The 18,262-nt window shown below is 45.6% G+C and carries 10 protein-coding genes and 2 rRNA genes (1 of these 12 running past the window's edge); 4 read left to right on the top strand and 8 right to left on the bottom strand.

What is annotated here, in order from left to right:
* Positions 1-95: 95 nt before the first annotated feature.
* From JM642_RS05200 to JM642_RS05185, 4 genes are all read right to left on the bottom strand, one after another.
* On the bottom strand, positions 96-557 hold the full coding sequence (locus tag JM642_RS05200) for a hypothetical protein (RefSeq protein ID WP_037421270.1): 462 nt from the start codon (positions 555-557) through the stop codon (positions 96-98).
* Positions 557-2,206, bottom strand: coding sequence for a glutamate--cysteine ligase (gshA, locus tag JM642_RS05195; RefSeq protein ID WP_203433051.1), 1,650 nt, complete (start codon positions 2,204-2,206; stop codon positions 557-559). Before gshA ends, JM642_RS05200 begins: the two co-directional genes overlap by 1 nt.
* 236 nt (positions 2,207-2,442) lie before the next feature.
* On the bottom strand, positions 2,443-5,292 hold the full coding sequence (locus tag JM642_RS05190; RefSeq protein WP_203433049.1) for a pitrilysin family protein: 2,850 nt from the start codon (positions 5,290-5,292) through the stop codon (positions 2,443-2,445).
* 139 nt (positions 5,293-5,431) lie between these two features.
* Positions 5,432-5,857, bottom strand: coding sequence for a YqaA family protein (locus JM642_RS05185; protein WP_047536899.1), 426 nt, complete (start codon positions 5,855-5,857; stop codon positions 5,432-5,434).
* Positions 5,858-6,144: 287 nt separating this feature from the next.
* Between JM642_RS05185 and JM642_RS05180 the strand changes: the two genes are divergently transcribed.
* Positions 6,145-7,386: a dicarboxylate/amino acid:cation symporter gene (locus JM642_RS05180; RefSeq protein WP_047536901.1), complete on the top strand. Its 1,242-nt coding sequence runs from the start codon at positions 6,145-6,147 to the stop codon at positions 7,384-7,386.
* Positions 7,387-7,449: 63 nt separating this feature from the next.
* Here the strand turns inward: JM642_RS05180 and JM642_RS05175 are convergent, their stop codons facing one another.
* Positions 7,450-8,073, bottom strand: coding sequence for a 2OG-Fe(II) oxygenase (locus JM642_RS05175; protein WP_047536903.1), 624 nt, complete (start codon positions 8,071-8,073; stop codon positions 7,450-7,452).
* Between the two features lie 225 nt (positions 8,074-8,298).
* Positions 8,299-10,449 carry a M3 family metallopeptidase gene (locus JM642_RS05170; RefSeq protein ID WP_088586822.1) on the bottom strand — a complete coding sequence of 717 codons (2,151 nt, stop codon included), beginning with the start codon at positions 10,447-10,449 and terminating at the stop codon, positions 8,299-8,301.
* Between the two features lie 697 nt (positions 10,450-11,146).
* On the opposite strand from JM642_RS05170, the gene JM642_RS05165 reads away from it, so the two are divergent.
* The 3 genes from JM642_RS05165 to JM642_RS05155 all read left to right on the top strand — a co-directional run bounded on the left by JM642_RS05165 (position 11,147) and on the right by JM642_RS05155 (position 15,304).
* Positions 11,147-13,204, top strand: coding sequence for a bifunctional 2',3'-cyclic-nucleotide 2'-phosphodiesterase/3'-nucleotidase (locus tag JM642_RS05165; protein ID WP_203433047.1), 2,058 nt, complete (start codon positions 11,147-11,149; stop codon positions 13,202-13,204).
* Between the two features lie 153 nt (positions 13,205-13,357).
* Positions 13,358-13,996, top strand: a complete 639-nt coding sequence (locus JM642_RS05160; RefSeq protein WP_172589590.1) for a DUF2057 domain-containing protein — start codon at positions 13,358-13,360, stop codon at positions 13,994-13,996.
* A 269-nt stretch (positions 13,997-14,265) separates the two neighbouring features.
* Positions 14,266-15,304, top strand: a protein-coding gene (locus JM642_RS05155; protein WP_203433045.1) for an IS630 family transposase whose coding sequence is annotated in 2 segments (ribosomal slippage) — positions 14,266-14,724 and positions 14,726-15,304 — 1,038 coding nt in all. Because the reading frame shifts where the segments join, the coding sequence is not laid out codon by codon here.
* A gap of 238 nt (positions 15,305-15,542) precedes the next feature.
* Here the strand turns inward: JM642_RS05155 and rrf are convergent.
* Positions 15,543-15,658, bottom strand: a 5S ribosomal RNA gene (gene rrf / locus JM642_RS05150).
* A 222-nt stretch (positions 15,659-15,880) separates the two neighbouring features.
* Positions 15,881-18,262 (bottom strand): 23S ribosomal RNA (locus JM642_RS05145); it runs 511 nt beyond the window's last position.

The raw sequence follows: 18,262 nt of genomic DNA, 5'->3' as shown, positions 1-18,262 counted from the left end.
AAAGCACCAATCCTGTTTTTGGCGCTAAGATCACCTTAGCACCTATTTTCAGGTCATACTCATTAACAGAAATGACAATCCATTGTTAAAACGAACTATTTTGTTTCAGGACTTAAATCAAACTGGCATTCATGATTTTCTTGTTGCCACACACCAGGCTCCCAATAGTTGGTATCTTTACCCATGTAGCGTTTATCCGTGTGGAATAATGCCCCTATGTGGTAACGCTGGTGCCCTTCGACCACTAACGTAAAGGTTTTTGGCGTTCGCGCGCTAAGAGACACCCCAAGGGATGGAGCATCAATTAACTCGGCAACGGTAAACTCATATTCCCCAGGTGCTAATTGATAATTAGGCTTTGAGACCACAGGCTTACCATCTAGATGAGTCACCACCACTCGATACCAATGGGTACTAGCATCGGGCTGTAAATAGCCCGATACCGTACCACAACTTAAATCATCTTCAGGGGATGAAGCGCAACCTGAGAGTAACGCAGTAGACCCAAGCAAACTGGCAGCGAGAATAAATGTCCGCATCTTCACACCTTGACTCATTAGGCTGGCGCGCCGAAATAGTCAGTCAGATAATCATCAAAGGATACCGCACTTTGCGCCGCTTCGATGTCCGCTTGCTTGTTAAGCGATGCCTGTGCCTCAGCTTGATAATCGCTGACAACCTCAGCTGATAAGGGGTAATCCATAAAATATTGATGATATTGCTGTGCCAATGACATCACCCACTGCCCATGATCTTGCCCCTTGGTTACCAATTGCTGAAGCACTTGGCCCGACAAGGTTTTGTGTGGGTCATTTACGGCTTCACGCCAATGGGCTAAGGCCACTTGGTAATCCTGTTTATCACCATCGAGTAACTTAGCCAATGAGTCCAAATGCTCAAAGAGATCCAAGAGCCACGTCTGCAATGGCCGCGTACCCGAATCGGTCATCAGCTCAAGCCCTGGCTTGCGGCCTTCAAGTACAACTGACTTTAAGTTAGCACTTAAACGAGCTTCCTCTGCCGCATCTGATTTAGGAGAATCTGTTAATAAACAATAGAGTAAGAACAAGTCGAGGAAACGCACTTGGCTAGCCTCAATCCCAATCGGGCTAAAAGGGTTCACATCTAATGCACGCACCTCAATATATTCCACCCCAGCACGGGCAAGTGCTTCAGAGGGTTTCTCACCCGTCTTAGTGACCCGTTTAGCGCGGATAGGCGAGTAAAATTCGTTTTCAATTTGCAGCACATTAGCATTGAGTTGACGATATTCACCATCCACCTTGACGCCAATATTGGCAAAATTTGCCGATGGCATCTTAATTGCCGCTTTAATCCCCGCCAAATACTCGGGCAGAGAGTTATAACTAATATTGAGATCTTCTTGCTCTTTGTTGGTGTAGCCCAAATCGCTCATCCGTAGCGACGTTGCATAGGGTAAATACAGTGTGCCGCGTCCCGACTTTTCAAAACGTAAATCGGTCTTTTGACCCTTGATAAATGAGCTACACAACGCTGGAGAGGCACCAAACAAATAAGGCAACACCCAGACCAAACGGCGATAATTGCGGATAAGTCCGAAGTAAGACTCGGAGATAAAATCCTCAAAGCTCAAGCCTTTATCGCTCAGTTCATAGAGGCGTTGCCACAATTCCCGCGATACCGAGAAGTTAAAATGCACCCCAGAAATAATCTGCATCAAAGCGCCGTAACGATAAGTTAAGCCCTTACGATACAAGGTTTTCATCTTACCCGTGTTCGACGTACCGTACCGAGCAATGGGGATATTCGCCTCATCTTTTACATAGCAGGGCATGCTCACGGGCCAAAGACGCTGACCATGCAAATGCCGCACACTATAGGCATGGGTCTGGGTCAAGCCTTGCAATAGCGGCTCAACCTGATTATTCACCGGAGTAATAAATTCAAGCAGTGCTTCACTGTAGTCAGTTGTAATACGCGAGTGAGTCAAGGCCGACCCTAACTCGATGGGATGACCATCTAGCGCAAGGTAGCCAGACTCATCAATACGTAGCGCCTCACGCTCAATTCCACGTTGCATGCCAAGGAGTGCGGCGCGCCCTTGAGCGTCCGAGAAATGTTGTACTAATTCATTGAATGGCTTCAATTTGCGCTTCTCTGATTGGTGGTTCGCTATCGCGACAAGGTTAACAGTCAGACCTTTATTTTGAGGCTTATCTTTCAAAATACGCCTCAAAATAAATCTAAACCTGTCCATGGGGCAAGCCAAATTACATTCTTCTGCGATTAAACGCAGACGGTGACAGCTAATGCTGTCACCGCCATACACTTTAACACTTTAGACAACAGCCACTTTGTGCTGCACGATTAACTTGTCTGCAATTTATACCCAAACAACCTAAAGAGGTTGAAACTCGTATCTTTGGGTTTGTTAGGTATATATAAGGCCAAAAAGCTAATTTACAATACTAAAGTTTCAATTGGATAGCCTAAAGTTGCCAAATCCGCTTCAATTTTAGCCTTGTCACCCACAACCAAGATGATCATTTGTGAAATATCTAGCTCGGAAGCCGCGAGGGCATTGAGTTCATCTTTTGTTACAGTATTTATAATTTTGTCCTGCTCGGTAGTAAAATCTTGGCTTAATTGATAACGCTGAATCATCCGCATAAAACCCGCCTTCTGATAAGGCGTCTCATAATCCAGCGCCTGCCCTTGGGAAACCGAGTTTCGCATAAAGGTCAGCTCCGCATCAGTCATCCCTTGCTGCTGATAAGCTTTGATTTCTTTAATAAACTCATTTAAGGCTTTAGCAGTTACATCAGTACGCACATCGCTAGAGGCGATAAACTCCCCCGCTTCACCCGCTCCCGAGAAACTTGTACGCGCGCCATAGGTATAGCCCTTATTCTCACGTAGGTTAAGGTTAATACGACTATTAAAAGCCCCCCCAAGAGGGTAGTTCATTAAATACGATTTAAAATAATTGCCTGTTGCATCATAGGGTAAGGCGCGTTTCGCAATATTGATCACCGACTGTGCAGCGCCGGGTTTATCAATCACATAAATAGTGCCCCCTTTAAGAGCAGGGAATGATTTGAGCGGCGGCAATACACTGGCCTCACCTTGCCATTGACTTAATCCTGCAAGTTTTGATAACAATGCGCTTTCAGGCAGATTTGCCACAGTAATAATTTTGGCATTAGCACCACGATACTGCTCGGCGTAAAATGCTTTCACATCCGCAAGTGTCAGCGCGGCTACTGAATCTAACGTTCCCGCATCACTCACCCCAAGGGCGTTATTGTTACCATAGAGCAAGCTATACAGCGCAGCATTGGCCTGATAGCTAGGATCAGACTGCATATGCTGAATTTGCTGGAGTTGTTGCTGTTTAACCCGAGCAAAATCGGCCTCATTGAAGGCAGGCTCAAACAGCTTTTCTTCTAAGATGGCTAATGTTTCATCCAAATGCTCGGTGAGCGCTGAAACTTTAATCGTGCTTTGATATTCCGAAGCACTAAAATCGACCGTGCTACCTAACATCTCAAGCGCCTGTGACAATTGTTCACTGCTACGCTTTTGGGTCGATTCATTGAGCATTTCCGCGGTTAAGCTTGCCAGTCCCGCCTTTTCGACGGGGACGAGTCGATGACCACCGTTAAGATAAATCACCAACTCAACCGTTGGTGTCTCGGCGCTTTGAGTGCCCATCACTTCAATGCTATTGGCTAACTTACTGGTCCAGATTTGCGGCACTTTCAGCACAGGCGCAGCCCCCGTTGCGGGCATTTTTGAACGATCAAAGCTTGAAACCAATTTAGCGGTAGGTAATTCACCTTCAACCGCCGTTTGGGCGACCGGCAGCGTTTGGGCTGTGAAGTTATCGGGATGGGCAACTAAGGCCTTCATACCCTGCGGCACCACACTCATCACCACCATAGGTTTGTCTTTGATGTATTTTTTAAATACGCGCATCACATCGTCTTTAGTGACATTAGCGTAACGAGCAAGGTCAGAAGCTATTTTATTCGGCTCACCAAACAAGGTTTGATTTAGCGCCAAAGTCGATACTTTTCCTTTGACACTTTGCAGACCAAATATGCTATCGGCCTCAAACTGGACTTTTACTTTTTGCAAGTCTTCATCGGTCACGCCGCGCTGCTCGAACTCATTAATTGATGCCAAGATCCGCTGCTCAAGCTCAGCAAGCGTCGTCCCTTTTTGTGGATTAGCTAGGGCGTAAATCGACATCTGGCATGCCAACTCCTGACAGGGTTGGCTCACGCTGGCCTGCACTGCATAACCATCCTTCACCAGATTTTTATAGATTAATGAGGTTTTCCCTCCACCTAAAATATTGGCTAATAAATCCAGCGCAGCCTCATCGGGATGACTGGCATACACGGTCGGAAACCCTATACGGATCAGCGGTAAATGTACGTTATCTTCCATCGAAATATAGCGGGTCTTATCAAGCGTAACTAAGGTCTTAGGTTCGGACTGAACCTCTGGGCCTCGGGGGATTTCGCCAAAGTATTTATTTACCCAAGCTAAAGCTTGCTGCTCATCAAAATCGCCACCAATCGTCAGCGTTGCATTATTAGGGCCGTACCAGCGCTGGAAAAAGTGCTTAACATCATCCACTGTGGCGCGGTTAAGATCCTCAGGCCAGCCAATAACAGGCCAGGAATATGGATGCCCAACTGGAAACATAGCTTGATTAAAACGCTCGCTCATTCGGCCATAGGGTTGATTATCAATCCGTTGAGCGCGCTCATTTTTTACCGTCTCACGCTGCACTTCAAATTTCTCACTGGTCAGCGCTGGCAATAAAAAGCCCATACGGTCAGACTCAAGCCACAGCATTTTTTCGAGCTGATTGCTAGGGACTGTCTCAAAATAGTTGGTTCTATCAGTATTAGTGGAACCGTTAAGCATTCCACCCGCCTCGGTCACCACCTCAAAATGCTGCTCATCGGCAACGTGCTCTGAGCCTTGGAACATCATATGTTCAAACAAATGAGCGAACCCAGAGCGACCAGCGAGTTCACGGGCTGAGCCGACATGATAAGTCACATCAACATGCACTAGAGGATCAGAGCGATCCTGATGCAAAATTACGGTAAGGCCATTAGCAAGCTGATATTTTTTATAGGGAATACCGACTTGTGAATCTGTGAGTTGCACATTTTCAATTAACCTTATACCTGTAGGTATTTGGGTTGAAGTTTCAGAGGCGCAGCCTGCAAGTGCAGCGGAAATCGCAACCGCTAGTATCCATTTTTTCAAAGTATTCCCCTTATACATCAATGGGCTAAAAATTAGCTCAGCTCAAAACCTTTTATCCACAATCACTTAAGACGCTTAAATATCAGTAAAGTTCCAAGTAATACAATGACTTCCTTTACTAAATCCCGCCCTTTAACCGAACAACTGCGTTAATAAATCAACCAAGCCAGTGTAATGTCACTGCAGCTACCATAAGATAACGAACTATTTTACCGATAAAAATCATACTCAACGCGGGTAACATGGGTAGCTTTAACCAACCCGCAAGTAAACATAATATATCCCCGATAATCGGTGCCCACGACAGTAATAAGGACCACACGCCATAACGCTCGATAAGTGTTAAGGCTTTGGCATGTTTGCCTTCATTCAATGCCTCTGGGGACTTAGCAAATCGCCCTAAACGTCCGAGATAAAAACTTGTCATCGCCCCTAAGGTATTACCAATACTGGCTACAGCAACTAATACTAACCAAGCTTGCGGGACTTTATTTAACAGGGCGACGAGCAAAACTTCAGATCCACCCGGTAACAAGGTGGCCGCCAAAAAAGCTCCCGAAAACATGACAATTAAGTCCGACATAAAAACTTACTCTATGAAATTAATAATTTTTTACATTAAATATTGGGTTACAACTTTGACGTTAAAACGATGTAACAACCAACTATTTCACAACAAACTCATTTATCACAATAAGTTATAAGAAAATCGGTTTGTTATAACCCTGTCACTGCCGATACAATGCCTTTAATGGCAGAAATTGTCCTGTACCTGACGCGCCGCTTGGTATAAGTTCATTTACTTCAAGTGGATACACATACTAGCATCTCAGGTCTATGGGCTTGTAATGATATATTTTTGGAAAACGCATGATCCTTCAAACTATTAGCCGCATCCCTTTTTGGCAAAAAGTCCTCACAGGCTTTATCTTAGGTGCGCTCGTTGGCGTGTTATTAGGCGAAAGCGCAACTGTGCTTAAACCGCTTGGCGATCTATTTATTAGCGCGATAAAAATGCTAGTTGCGCCACTGGTCTTCTGCGCTATCGTGGTAAGTATTACCTCGCTAGGCTCTCAAACCAATCTAAAACGCTTAAGCCTTAAGACCTTAGGCATGTTTATGCTAACAGGTACAATCGCCTCGTTAATCGGCTTAGCCGTTGGTTCGCTTATTGATATGGGCGGCACGATGCAACTGGCCACCACTGAAGTGCGTGAGCGCAATATACCAGGGTTTGCGCAGGTGCTACTCGATATGATCCCTGTCAATCCATTTGCCTCACTGGCCGAAGGTAAAGTACTGCAAATTATTGTGTTTGCTGCTTTAGTCGGGATTGCCATCAACAAGGTCGGCGAGAAGGCTGAGCCGCTTAAACGCACAATTGAAGCGGGCGCCGAAGTGATGTTTCAACTGACTCGCATGGTGTTAAAACTCACCCCAATTGGTGTATTTGGTTTGATGGCTTGGGTGGTGGGTGAATATGGTTTATCGACTCTATTACCTCTAGGTAAGTTTATCGCCGCAATCTATATTGCAGCCCTGATACATATGATTTTTGTGTATGGTGGCTTTGTGAAATTTGCAGGCTTAAGCCCTATGCAATTTTTCCGCAAGGCTATGCCTGCGCAATTAGTGGCTTTTAGTACCTCTTCAAGCTTTGGCACGTTGCCTGCCAGCACTAGAGCGGTTGAAACCATGGGCGTTTCTAAGCGCTACAGCGCCTTTGTTATGCCGCTCGGTGCCACTATGAACATGGATGGCTGTGGTGGTATCTATCCTGCAATTTCGGCGATTTTTATCGCGCAGATTTATGGCATTCCACTCGATACTTTAGATTATGTGATGATTGCCGTCACCGCCACGGTTGCCTCTGTCGGTACTGCTGGCGTGCCAGGCAGCGCAATGGTGATGTTAACAGTGACCTTAGGCGTGATTGGGTTACCGCTCGAAGGTATTGCCTTTATCGCCGCAATCGACCGTATTATCGATATGATCCGCACCGCGACGAACGTAACTGGCGATATGATGACCGCCGTTGTGATTGGTAAATCAGAAAATGAGTTGGATATTGAACAGTTTAATGCCAAGGATACTCAAACATCGTTAGCCTAATACCTAGGATTGAATCACTGTATACAAAAAACCACCTTAACTAAGGTGGTTTTTTTAGCCCTTTTAAAAGCCATGCATGCTGGTGCTCACCCTAAACCAACCAGCAATACTGTTACGTTGCGCCAAGGTTTTTGTCACCTCATGGGGAAAACGCTCGCTTAAGAAAATCACAAAGTGCCCCATTTTTGGCGCTATACGTTCAATCTCATTATCGGCTTCATCGTAAATAATCAGCTCGCCGCAGTCTGCTGGCGTCCAATCCGGATTTAAGAAAAACACCGTAGTTAAGATGCGGTTTTGACTGCCTTTTAGCGCATCCACATGCTTCTTATAAAAAGCGCCGGGTTGATACACAGCATAATGACTTTCATAGTCAAACAACCCCATAAATAAGCGACGATTGAGCCCATCCTTTAATTGCATCATCAAATCCAAATAGAGTGAATCAGGCTCATGCTGCTCCTCTAACCACTGAATACGATCACGACGAATATCGGGGTTAAGTTGTTGTTCTGCACCACGTCCGATGGAGGCCGCTTTCAACTCATGTATTTCTGTTGTTCGAACTTTATCCAGCAATACTTGGCTTATATGACTAGGAACTAACTCGGGTAAAAAGATATAGCCTTTGTCTACCAAGGCGTCAGCGATCACATCCAGCACTGCTTCACTTAATTGCGAAACCATTAATGCTACATCCAATATAAAGAGGCTACGCTTTAGCTGTACTCAAGGGCTCAAAGGAGGGGAAACTGAGCCTGATTTTCGAGGGGCGTCGATACGGGATAAAGAAGTTATCCCACAGTCAAATGTGGCGGGATTTTAGAGTAAAGATTATCGAAAAACAATAGCGTAAAAAAAGGCTTGATAGGTTGCCCTACCAAGCCTTTGGCCCTTTTTACAATGACTCGTTTAGTCGACTAAACCACGACGTTTTAATAAGGCATCGGTCGTAGGTTTTTGACCAGTAAAGTGGATGTAATTCTGCATCAAATCTTCGCTGTTGCCTTTAGACAATACCGCTTCACGGAACTTATCGCCGTTTTCAGCTTTTAAGCCCCCATGTTGGCCCATATAGGCGAAGGCATCGGCGGCAAACACTTCTGTCCACAGGTAAGCGTAATAACCGGCTGAATAGCCACCCGAGAAGGCATGGCTAAAATAGCTCGACTTATAACGCGGTGGGATCGGCGCGAAATCGAGGCCGTGTTTGGCTAACACTTGATGCTCAAACTGTTCCACATCCTTGATTTGGGTGTCGGCACCAATCGAGTGCCATTCCATATCCAGTAATGCAGCCGCTAAATACTCAACGGTATCAAAACCTTGACCAAATTTATTCGAGGCTAAGATTTTATCGAGTAAGGCTTTAGGAATAGGTTCACCAGTTTGATAGTGCTTGGCGTAATTGGCAATGACTGCTGGGTCAATGTTCCAATCTTCGTTAACTTGAGACGGAAATTCCACAAAGTCGCGCGCCGTAGAGGTACCTGCCACACTCGGGTATTTCACCTTGGAGAACAAACCGTGCACCGCGTGACCAAATTCATGGAACATAGTGGTCACTTCATCGAAGGTCATCAAGGTTGGGCCGTCAGCAGGTTTCGGGATATTCAGGGCGTTATACACGACCGGTTTAGTACCGAGTAGTCCGCTCTGAGTGACAAACTCATCCATCCAAGCGCCGCCGCCCTTGCCTTCACGGGCATAAGGGTCGAGATAGAACAGGCCAATTGAGCTGTTGTCTTTATCGAAAACCTCAAAGGCGAGCACATCGCTATGCCATACTGGTAAATCGGTGCGAGGTTTAATGCTAATGCCGTAGAGTTTGTTCATTGCGAAGAACAAACCATCCTTGAGCACTGAATTGAATTCAAAATAAGGTTTGATGCTGCTCTCGTCGAGGGCATACTTTTGTTGGCGCACTTTCTCGGCGTAATAAGCCCAATCCCAAGGTTGCAATTCAAAATTGCCGCCAGCTTTTTTGATTTCAGCTTGGATATCCGCCGCATCGACCTTAGCGTGAGCCAACGCCTTAGGCGCCAAGTCATCTAAAATTTCATACACTGCGCTTGGCGTTTTAGCCATTTGGTCGGCCACGGCATAGGCAGCCCAAGTATCAAAGCCGAGTAAATTAGCTTTCTTGGCGCGCAGCTGCGCCATCTTCACGATTAAAGGGCCATTGCTAGCAACGGCGCGGTGGGCCGAGGTTTCCCAGACTTTTTGGCGCAGTTCACGATTATTTAAACTGGCTAAAATAGGCTGACGCGTCGTGTTCACTAAGGTAATCAAGTAACCCGTTTTACCCGCTGCTTGCGCTGCGGCCGCTAAGGTCGCGATTTCACTGTCAGATAAACCGTCTAGCTGTGCCTTGTCTGTCACGACAATCACATCGTCTTTAAATGACTTTAAGCTGTTTTGGGAAAACTCAGTCGCAAGGGTGGCCAACTCAGCGTTGAAATCACGCATTTGGGCTTTATCGGCATCGGATAATTTGGCCCCAGCACGCACAAACTGCTCGTAATAAAACTCGACTAGGCGCTTATCTTCAGCATTTAACGTGTCACGTTGTTGATAAACGGTTTCAACACGTGCAAATAAGCTTGGATCTAAATAAATGTTATCGCGATGAGCCGATAACTTAGGCGCTAAATCCGCCTCCGTTTTTTGAAAATTATCATCGGAGATCAAACCCGCGAGGTTAAAGAAGGTGCGTGACACTCGAGTCAACAACCCACCCGACGTTTCCATAGCTAAAATGGTATTCTCAAAGGTCGGTGCCTGTTTATTGCCAATAATGGCGGCGATTTCAGCCTCGTGCTCTTTTATCCCCTGCGCAAAGGCGGGGGCATAATCCGAGCTCTTGATCAAATTAAACTGCGGAGCTTGATCTTGTAATGGACTCTTGCTTAATAACACATTGGTCGCATCTATTTGAGCTGATGTTGAAGCAGCTTTGGCTGCAACAGCATTAGTCGCTTCAGAATTTACAGCAGAATTTTCAGAACAGGCGCCCAATAACAACGCCGCGGTAACAGCGGTAAAAATAACAGACTTACGCATATTAACTCCCTTAAGTGTCACTGCCCTGTCTTTATATTTTTTAAGTGAAAGGTGCGAGTAACGGATTTTGGCTTCTCTTCCAACGAGTGCATCTTCAAGGCACTGTCGTCGATGCACAACCTTAGCAAGTTAACCGCCATTCAGCCAAGCTTTCGACCAACGTATTCAAGGCTAAATTGTATCGCTTTATGTGTGACGAACCTCAAATAACATCATCAAGCGAGCACCACTGCCATGCCCACATTACATCTGAATAACAAAAATTATAAACAACATGATAAATATAAAAATAATTTAATTTAAAAATAATAAGTTACCTAAGAACAATTATAAAAACGCTAAAGGTTAACGCGATAACGATATAAAAATCGGCTTAAAACCAAACCATTTAAATAACAAATATTAATTATTTTTAACATACAACCAATCCAAGTGTTTATCCAATAGACAAACAAAAATCACGTCATATATCGGTTGTAATTTAATCAATCGAATTCATTGTCACAATTTAATACAGCCTTTATCCAATTAATGTCACATTCAGATCATCAAATGTCTTTATAATCCTGTTCGTTAACTTAATGCTTCTGTAACTAATCGTTTTCAGAACAGTTTCAGAATATAAGTTAACAGGATGATGGGCATGCTCAAAAATAGAGCATGTATTAGGGTCACATAAATATAAATAGAGAAAACTATGTTAAATAAAAAACTACTCGCAGTGATGATCACTGCCGCCCTTGGTGTAAGCGCCTGTGGCTCAGATGATGAGCCAATTGTTCAAGCGGATTTACGTGTACTAGAAACCACCGATCTGCACACGAATATCATGGATTTCAACTACTACAGTGGTAAAGAAGACCCAACAATTGGTCTCGCGCGTACCGCAAGTTTAATTCATGCGGCTCGTCAGGAGTCCAAAAACAGTGTGCTCGTTGATAACGGTGATCTGCTTCAAGGCAGTCCAATGGGCGACTATATGGCTAAAGTCGGCCTGCAAATGGGTGATGTTCATCCGGCTTATAAAGCGATGAACCTACTAGATTATGAAGTGGGGAATATCGGGAATCACGAATTTAACTATGGTTTAGACTTTTTAAATAAATCACTTCATGGTGCTAAATTTCCTTATATTAACGCCAACGTATATTGTGCTGATGAAAACGGTTGTTGGAATAATGTGAAAAAAGGTGAGCATTTATTCACCCCTTATATCATTAAAGAAAAAAAAATCGTCGATAGCGAAGGAAATAACCAAACCATTAAGATTGGTTATATTGGTTTTGTGCCACCACAAATTTTATTGTGGGATAAACAAAATCTTACTGGCAAAGTTAAGGTTGAAGATATCGTCGAGACAGCAAAGAAATATGTGCCTGAAATGAAGGCGAAAGGCGCTGATTTGATTATCGCGATCCCCCACTCTGGTATCGGTTCAACAGAGAATCCTGGCGATCCAATGGCGGAAAACGCTACCTACGCGTTAACGAATGTAAAAGATATTAATGCTATTATGTTTGGTCACAGCCACTCCATCTTCCCCGATGCCAAATATGCCGACCTACCTAATACAGATGTGACTAAGGGTCTATTAAACGGCGTCCCAGCCGTAATGCCTGGACGTTGGGGTGATAACTTAGGTGTGGTTGACTTTAAACTAGAGCGTAAAGACGGTAAATGGATGGTACTTAGTGCAACGACTAAGGCTCGTCCTATCTATGATGGCGCAACTAAAACGCCATTAGTCGACCGTGACCAAGAAATTATCGATGCCGTAGCTGAAGAGCACCAAGGCACACTTGCCTTCGTGGATGAGCCAATTGGGGTTGCTGCCGCCGATATGTATAGCTTCTTGACCTTAGTGCAGGACGATCCAACGGTGCAAATCGTTTCCGATGCACAAATAGCCAACGTAAAAGCCAAACTCCCAGAGGCGTTAAAAGATCTGCCTGTATTATCGGCCTCAGCGCCATTCAAAGCCGGCGGACGCCATGGCACAACCAGCGATGCAGACCAATACGTGCAAGTGGATAAAGGCGCATTGACCTTTAAAAATGCTGCCGATCTTTATCTCTACCCTAATACCATGGTGGCGGTAAAGGCCACAGGCGCAGAGCTGAAAGACTGGCTGGAATGTTCCGCTAACCAGTTTAAGCAAATCGACCCAAGTAAAACAACGCCACAGGAGTTAATCAACTGGGACGGTCATCCAACCTACAACTTCGACGTACTCGATGGTTTAACTTATAAAATTGATGTCACTCAACCAAGTAAATTCGACCGTGACTGCGCTGTTGTCAACGCCAATGCTAACCGTATCGTCGATTTAAGCTATACCGATGAAAATGGCAAAGTATTCACTGGCGAAGAATTTGCAGCCAAAGAATTTATCGTGGCCTCAAATAACTATCGCGCCTTTGGTGGTAAGTTCGCCGGTACAGGCAGTGACCATGTGGTTCTGGAACTGCCAGATACCAACCGTGAAGCCTTAGCGGCCTATATCACAGCGCAATCTAAGTACAATGAAACAACAGGCAAGTACGAAGGCATGGTAAACCCAAGTGCTGACTACAACTGGGATTTCAAAACCATCAACACGAATGTGACCCTTGATATTCGCTTCCAAACCCAAGATAGCGATAAAGCCGCAACCTTTATCGAAGCGAATAAACAACGCGAAATGAAAAAGATCAGCAAAGATGAACTCGGCTTCGCGGTTTACAGCATCAATTTAAGCCAAGATAAAACGAAATAATCAAACGGCTCTATCCAGAAAAGGCTCCCAGCGAGCCTTTTCTTTTACCCGCATTCTAGCCAATAACAGGCATATCCTACCGTGCAAACGTGATTTTGTGTTACTGGTAATCTCACTTATCATTAAGGCGTGATATCAACCAAGAGAAAGCCTATGAAACCCAGTTCAATCCTGTTAGCCTCTGCCATTCTGCTCACTAATATTCAACCAGCAAGTGCAGAAGTGATCTTACAGCTTCCAAGCGATGTAGAATTATTAACTGTCAATGGCCAAAAACCATTAGGCGAAGCTCCTATCACCCTTAGCAACGGATTGAACCAAATTAGCTTTCGCTATAATGCACTATATCGACAACAAACTAATTCAGTAAAATATCAATCCGATGTATTGATCATTCGCTTTAATGAAGTCGATCAACAACTCCAGCTTGAATTACCAAGTATCAACTCAGCTAAAAGTGCAAAACAATTTGATAAGTCTCCCACACTCAAGCTTGTGAATAAGCACAACCAATCCGTACACTTTGACCAAGATAAATTAGTAAAAAATGGTCTACAGATAGGACGAAACTTCGAGCAGGAAATCTTTCAATATAACCAAGGGCAACATCCAGCCTCATTAACGCTAATGGCAGAGCGATCCACACCTCAAGCATCATCTACTATGACGAATAGCAATTTAACGCCCAATACGCCAACTCAAGCCGAAATCAGCCATATGCTGGATTATTGGTATTACCTCGCCGATGACGTTACTAAAGCAAAGTTCAAAGCCAAAATTAATGGGCAATAAGCTTATTCGTTAAGTTTTGCGCAGCATCAAACTAGCATTTCACGCTAACCCCAATACAGAATAGAGCAGCCTAGGTTGCTCTTTTTATTGGCCTGATGTTATGCGCCTAAATTCTTCAGGGTAACCCAATGTGAAATGGTGTTTAAGAGAGAATATAAAAATTAAACAAGCAGAAACCGAAAACACTAAATAACCTGAGCTCGGGATAATACCATTCCGCATTGAAGTCTGATCTAATAGCAAGCAACCCAGCAGCTTAAAATTGGATTATGAAACCTGAAACTGCTGAAAGTTTGCTTAGCCTCTCCAAAAGAGAAAAAAATCCGCATAAGCGCATGCGATTGCTCGCTGTATCGCTATTTTTGCAATGCCATAACCGCACTCAGGTGGCAAGCCAGTTGAAGGTGGCCAGATCTAGCGTCAACTTATGGGTCTCCAGCTATCTTGGGCAAGGACTGGCAGGACTTGAAGATAAACCACGCCTAGGGAAGAAGCCGTCATTGTCAAATGAGCAAAAAAGGAGGCTCGCCAGATACATTGAGTTCAAAGCACAATCAGATGAGGGCGGCAGACTCACTGGGGCCGACATCCAGCAATACATCTCAAGTGAATTTAATGTCGAGTACCATCCCAATCACATCTACAAGCTACTAAAGAGCATGGGATTCTGTTGGATAACCAGCCGCTCCAGGCATCCAAAACAAACACAGAGCTTACAGGACGCTTTTAAAAAAGTTTCCTCTGGAAACGATCCTTCACGCTCCCATTCATATACAGCCACACCAGATTGATATTTGGTTTCAGGACGAAGCCAGATTCGGCCAGCAAAATACAACGACACGACTTTGGGCCCCCAAAGGCAGTAGACCAAGAGCGTTAAGACAGCAGCAGTTTGAATATGTGCATCTCTTCGGCGCAGTCTGTCCTGCAACAGGAGAAACTGAAGCCATCATCACGCCATTCGTTAATAAGGACATCATGCACCAGCACTTGGAGTTGATTGCAAAACGCACCAAACCTGGCCGCCATGCTGTCGTGGTAATGGACGGTGCGGGTTGGCATACCAATGACATTGCTGCTGATATCCCCAACCTGTCGATACTCAAACTGCCGCCATATTCCCCAGAACTAAACCCCATCGAACAGGTATGGAGTTGGCTGCGCCAACATTATCTCGCCAATCGCTGTTTTAAAGGATATGAGGACATAGTGGATGCCTGCAGCCAGGCATGGAACAGCTTTATCAGTTGTACAAAACGCGTGGTAAAAATGTGCTCTCGGGAATGGGCAAAGGTGACTGAACTTTAATGCGGAATGGTATAACAACTTAAACTTGGGGAGATATTTTGACAATTTGAAGAGTGTTAAATGACCAACGTTATCGTTTAACTATTGGCTATTTGTACAATAACAATGACCCGTGTTTACTCTTGTGGGGTGAAACAAGATTCTATACACAGACATATTTTTGCTGTTGATAGCATTATTACAAACGCCTAAAACAAAAAAGCCAGCTTATTGAGCTGGCTTTTGTGTTTATTTAGGCGCTTGGCGATGACCTACTCTCACATGGGGAGACCCCACACTACCATCGGCGCGATTGCGTTTCACTTCTGAGTTCGGGATGGGATCAGGTGGGACCACAATGCTATTGTCACCAAGCAAATTCTTACTGGTTAATTCTACGTCTGACGGCATTGTTTCCTCACTCCAGTGCTCATGTACTACCGTACACTCCGCCCTTCGCTCGTCACGGCTTTGTCTGCCGTACAATTACCTGCGTAATTAACCTTTATTTGTTAATTTAGAAAGCTGTTTTGAGTATCACTTCTTAAGTGTTCATATTCAAGCTAAGTGCTACTTAGCAAAACCCATCTGGGTTGTATGGTTAAGCCTCTCGAGTCATTAGTATCAGTTAGCTCAACGCCTCACAACGCTTACACACCTGACCTATCAACGTCCTAGTCTCGAACGGCTCTTTAGTGGACTTAAAGTCCAAGGGATGACTCATCTTGGGGCTCGCTTCCCGCTTAGATGCTTTCAGCGGTTATCGATTCCGAACATAGCTACCGGGCAATGCCATTGGCATGACAACCCGAACACCAGCGGTTCGTTCACTCCGGTCCTCTCGTACTAGGAGCAACTCCCCTCAATCATCCAACGCCCACGGCAGATAGGGACCGAACTGTCTCACGACGTTCTGAACCCAGCTCGCGTACCACTTTAAATGGCGAACAGCCATACCCTTGGGACCGACTTCAGCCCCAGGATGTGATGAGCCGACATCGAGGTGCCAAACACCGCCGTCGATATGAACTCTTGGGCGGTATCAGCCTGTTATCCCCGGAGTACCTTTTATCCGTTGAGCGATGGCCCTTCCATTCAGAACCACCGGATCACTATGACCTACTTTCGTACCTGCTCGACGTGTCTGTCTCGCAGTTAAGCTGGCTTATGCCATTGCACTAACCGTACGATGTCCGACCGTACTTAGCCAACCTTCGTGCTCCTCCGTTACTCTTTGGGAGGAGACCGCCCCAGTCAAACTACCCACCAGGCACTGTCCTTACCCCAGATAATGGGGCCAAGTTAGAACATCAACACTACAAGGGTGGTATTTCAAGGACGACTCCATCAGAACTAGCGTTCCAACTTCATAGTCTCCCACCTATCCTACACATGTAGGGTCAATGTTCAGTGCCAAGCTATAGTAAAGGTTCACGGGGTCTTTCCGTCTAGCCGCGGGTATACGGCATCTTCACCGCAATTTCAACTTCACTGAGTCTCGGCTGGAGACAGCGTGGCCATCATTACGCCATTCGTGCAGGTCGGAACTTACCCGACAAGGAATTTCGCTACCTTAGGACCGTTATAGTTACGGCCGCCGTTTACCGGGGCTTCGATCATGAGCTTCTCTTGCGATAACCCAATCAATTAACCTTCCGGCACCGGGCAGGCGTCACACCGTATACTTCCTCTTGCGAGTTTGCACAGTGCTGTGTTTTTGATAAACAGTTGCAGCCACCTGGTATCTGCGACTCCCGTCAGCTTAGAGAGCAAGTCTCATCACCAACAAGAGCGTACCTTCTCCCGAAGTTACGGTACCATTTTGCCTAGTTCCTTCAGCCGAGTTCTCTCAAGCGCCTTGGTATTCTCTACCCGACCACCTGTGTCGGTTTGGGGTACGATTCCCGCTAACCTGAAGCTTAGAAGATTTTCCTGGAAGCATGGCATCAACTACTTCATCCCCTTGGGGACTCGTCATCAGCTCTCAGTGTATAGTGACCCGGATTTGCCTAAGTCACCCACCTACCACCTTAAACGCGGACTACCAACGCCGCGCTAGCCTAGCCTTCTCCGTCTCTCCATCGCAGTTAGCGGAAGTACAGAAATATTAATCTGTTTCCCATCGATTACGCCTTTCGGCCTCACCTTAGGGGTCGACTCACCCTGCCCCGATTAACGTTGGACAGGAACCCTTGGTCTTTCGGCGAGGGGGTTTTTCACCCCCTTTATCGTTACTCATGTCAGCATTCGCACTTCTGATACCTCCAGTGTGGGTTACCCCTTCACCTTCAACGGCTTACAGAACGCTCCTCTACCGCGCAACTCTAATGAATTGCACCCGTAGCTTCGGTGGTATGTTTAGCCCCGTTACATCTTCCGCGCAGGCCGACTCGACTAGTGAGCTATTACGCTTTCTTTAAATGATGGCTGCTTCTAAGCCAACATCCTAGCTGTCTAAGCCTTCCCACATCGTTTCCCACTTAACATACACTTTGGGACCTTAGCTGACGGTCTGGGTTGTTTCCCTTTTGACGACGGACGTTAGCACCCGCCGTCTGTCTCCCGAGTAGTACTCATTGGTATTCGGAGTTTGCAAAGGGTTGGTAAGTCGGGATGACCCCCTAGCCTTAACAGTGCTCTACCCCCAATGGTATTCGCTCGAGGCGCTACCTAAATAGCTTTCGAGGAGAACCAGATATCTCCCGGTTTGATTGGCCTTTCACCCCCAGCCACAAGTCATCCGCTAATTTTTCAACATTAGTCGGTTCGGTCCTCCAGTTGATGTTACTCAACCTTCAACCTGCCCATGGCTAGATCACCGGGTTTCGGGTCTACGCCTTGCAACTAAACGCGCAGTTAACACTCGGTTTCCCTACGGCTCCGCTATTCGCTTAACCTCGCTACAAAACGTAAGTCGCTGACCCATTATACAAAAGGTACGCAGTCACGGTCTCAAGTACCGCTCCCACTGCTTGTACG

It is taken from the genome of Shewanella sp. LZH-2 (assembly GCF_016859145.1).
In the GTDB taxonomy this organism is placed as follows: Bacteria; Pseudomonadota; Gammaproteobacteria; order Enterobacterales; family Shewanellaceae; genus Shewanella; species Shewanella xiamenensis.
The sequence above is the reverse complement of the archived record's forward strand: the minus strand, read 5'-3'. Positions and strand labels throughout refer to the sequence as shown.

Excerpts from the sequence above, each read along its gene's own strand:
- JM642_RS05185 (WP_047536899.1), bottom strand. The coding sequence starts at position 5,857 with ATGTCGGACTTAATTGTCATGTTTTCGGGAGCTTTTTTGGCGGCCACC.
- JM642_RS05200 (WP_037421270.1), bottom strand. The coding sequence starts at position 557 with ATGAGTCAAGGTGTGAAGATGCGGACATTTATTCTCGCTGCCAGTTTG.
- JM642_RS05190 (WP_203433049.1), bottom strand. The coding sequence starts at position 5,292 with ATGTATAAGGGGAATACTTTGAAAAAATGGATACTAGCGGTTGCGATT.
- JM642_RS05175 (WP_047536903.1), bottom strand. The coding sequence starts at position 8,073 with ATGGTTTCGCAATTAAGTGAAGCAGTGCTGGATGTGATCGCTGACGCC.
- JM642_RS05170 (WP_088586822.1), bottom strand. The coding sequence starts at position 10,449 with ATGCGTAAGTCTGTTATTTTTACCGCTGTTACCGCGGCGTTGTTATTG.
- JM642_RS05160 (WP_172589590.1), top strand. The coding sequence starts at position 13,358 with ATGAAACCCAGTTCAATCCTGTTAGCCTCTGCCATTCTGCTCACTAAT.
- JM642_RS05165 (WP_203433047.1), top strand. The coding sequence starts at position 11,147 with ATGTTAAATAAAAAACTACTCGCAGTGATGATCACTGCCGCCCTTGGT.
- JM642_RS05180 (WP_047536901.1), top strand. The coding sequence starts at position 6,145 with ATGATCCTTCAAACTATTAGCCGCATCCCTTTTTGGCAAAAAGTCCTC.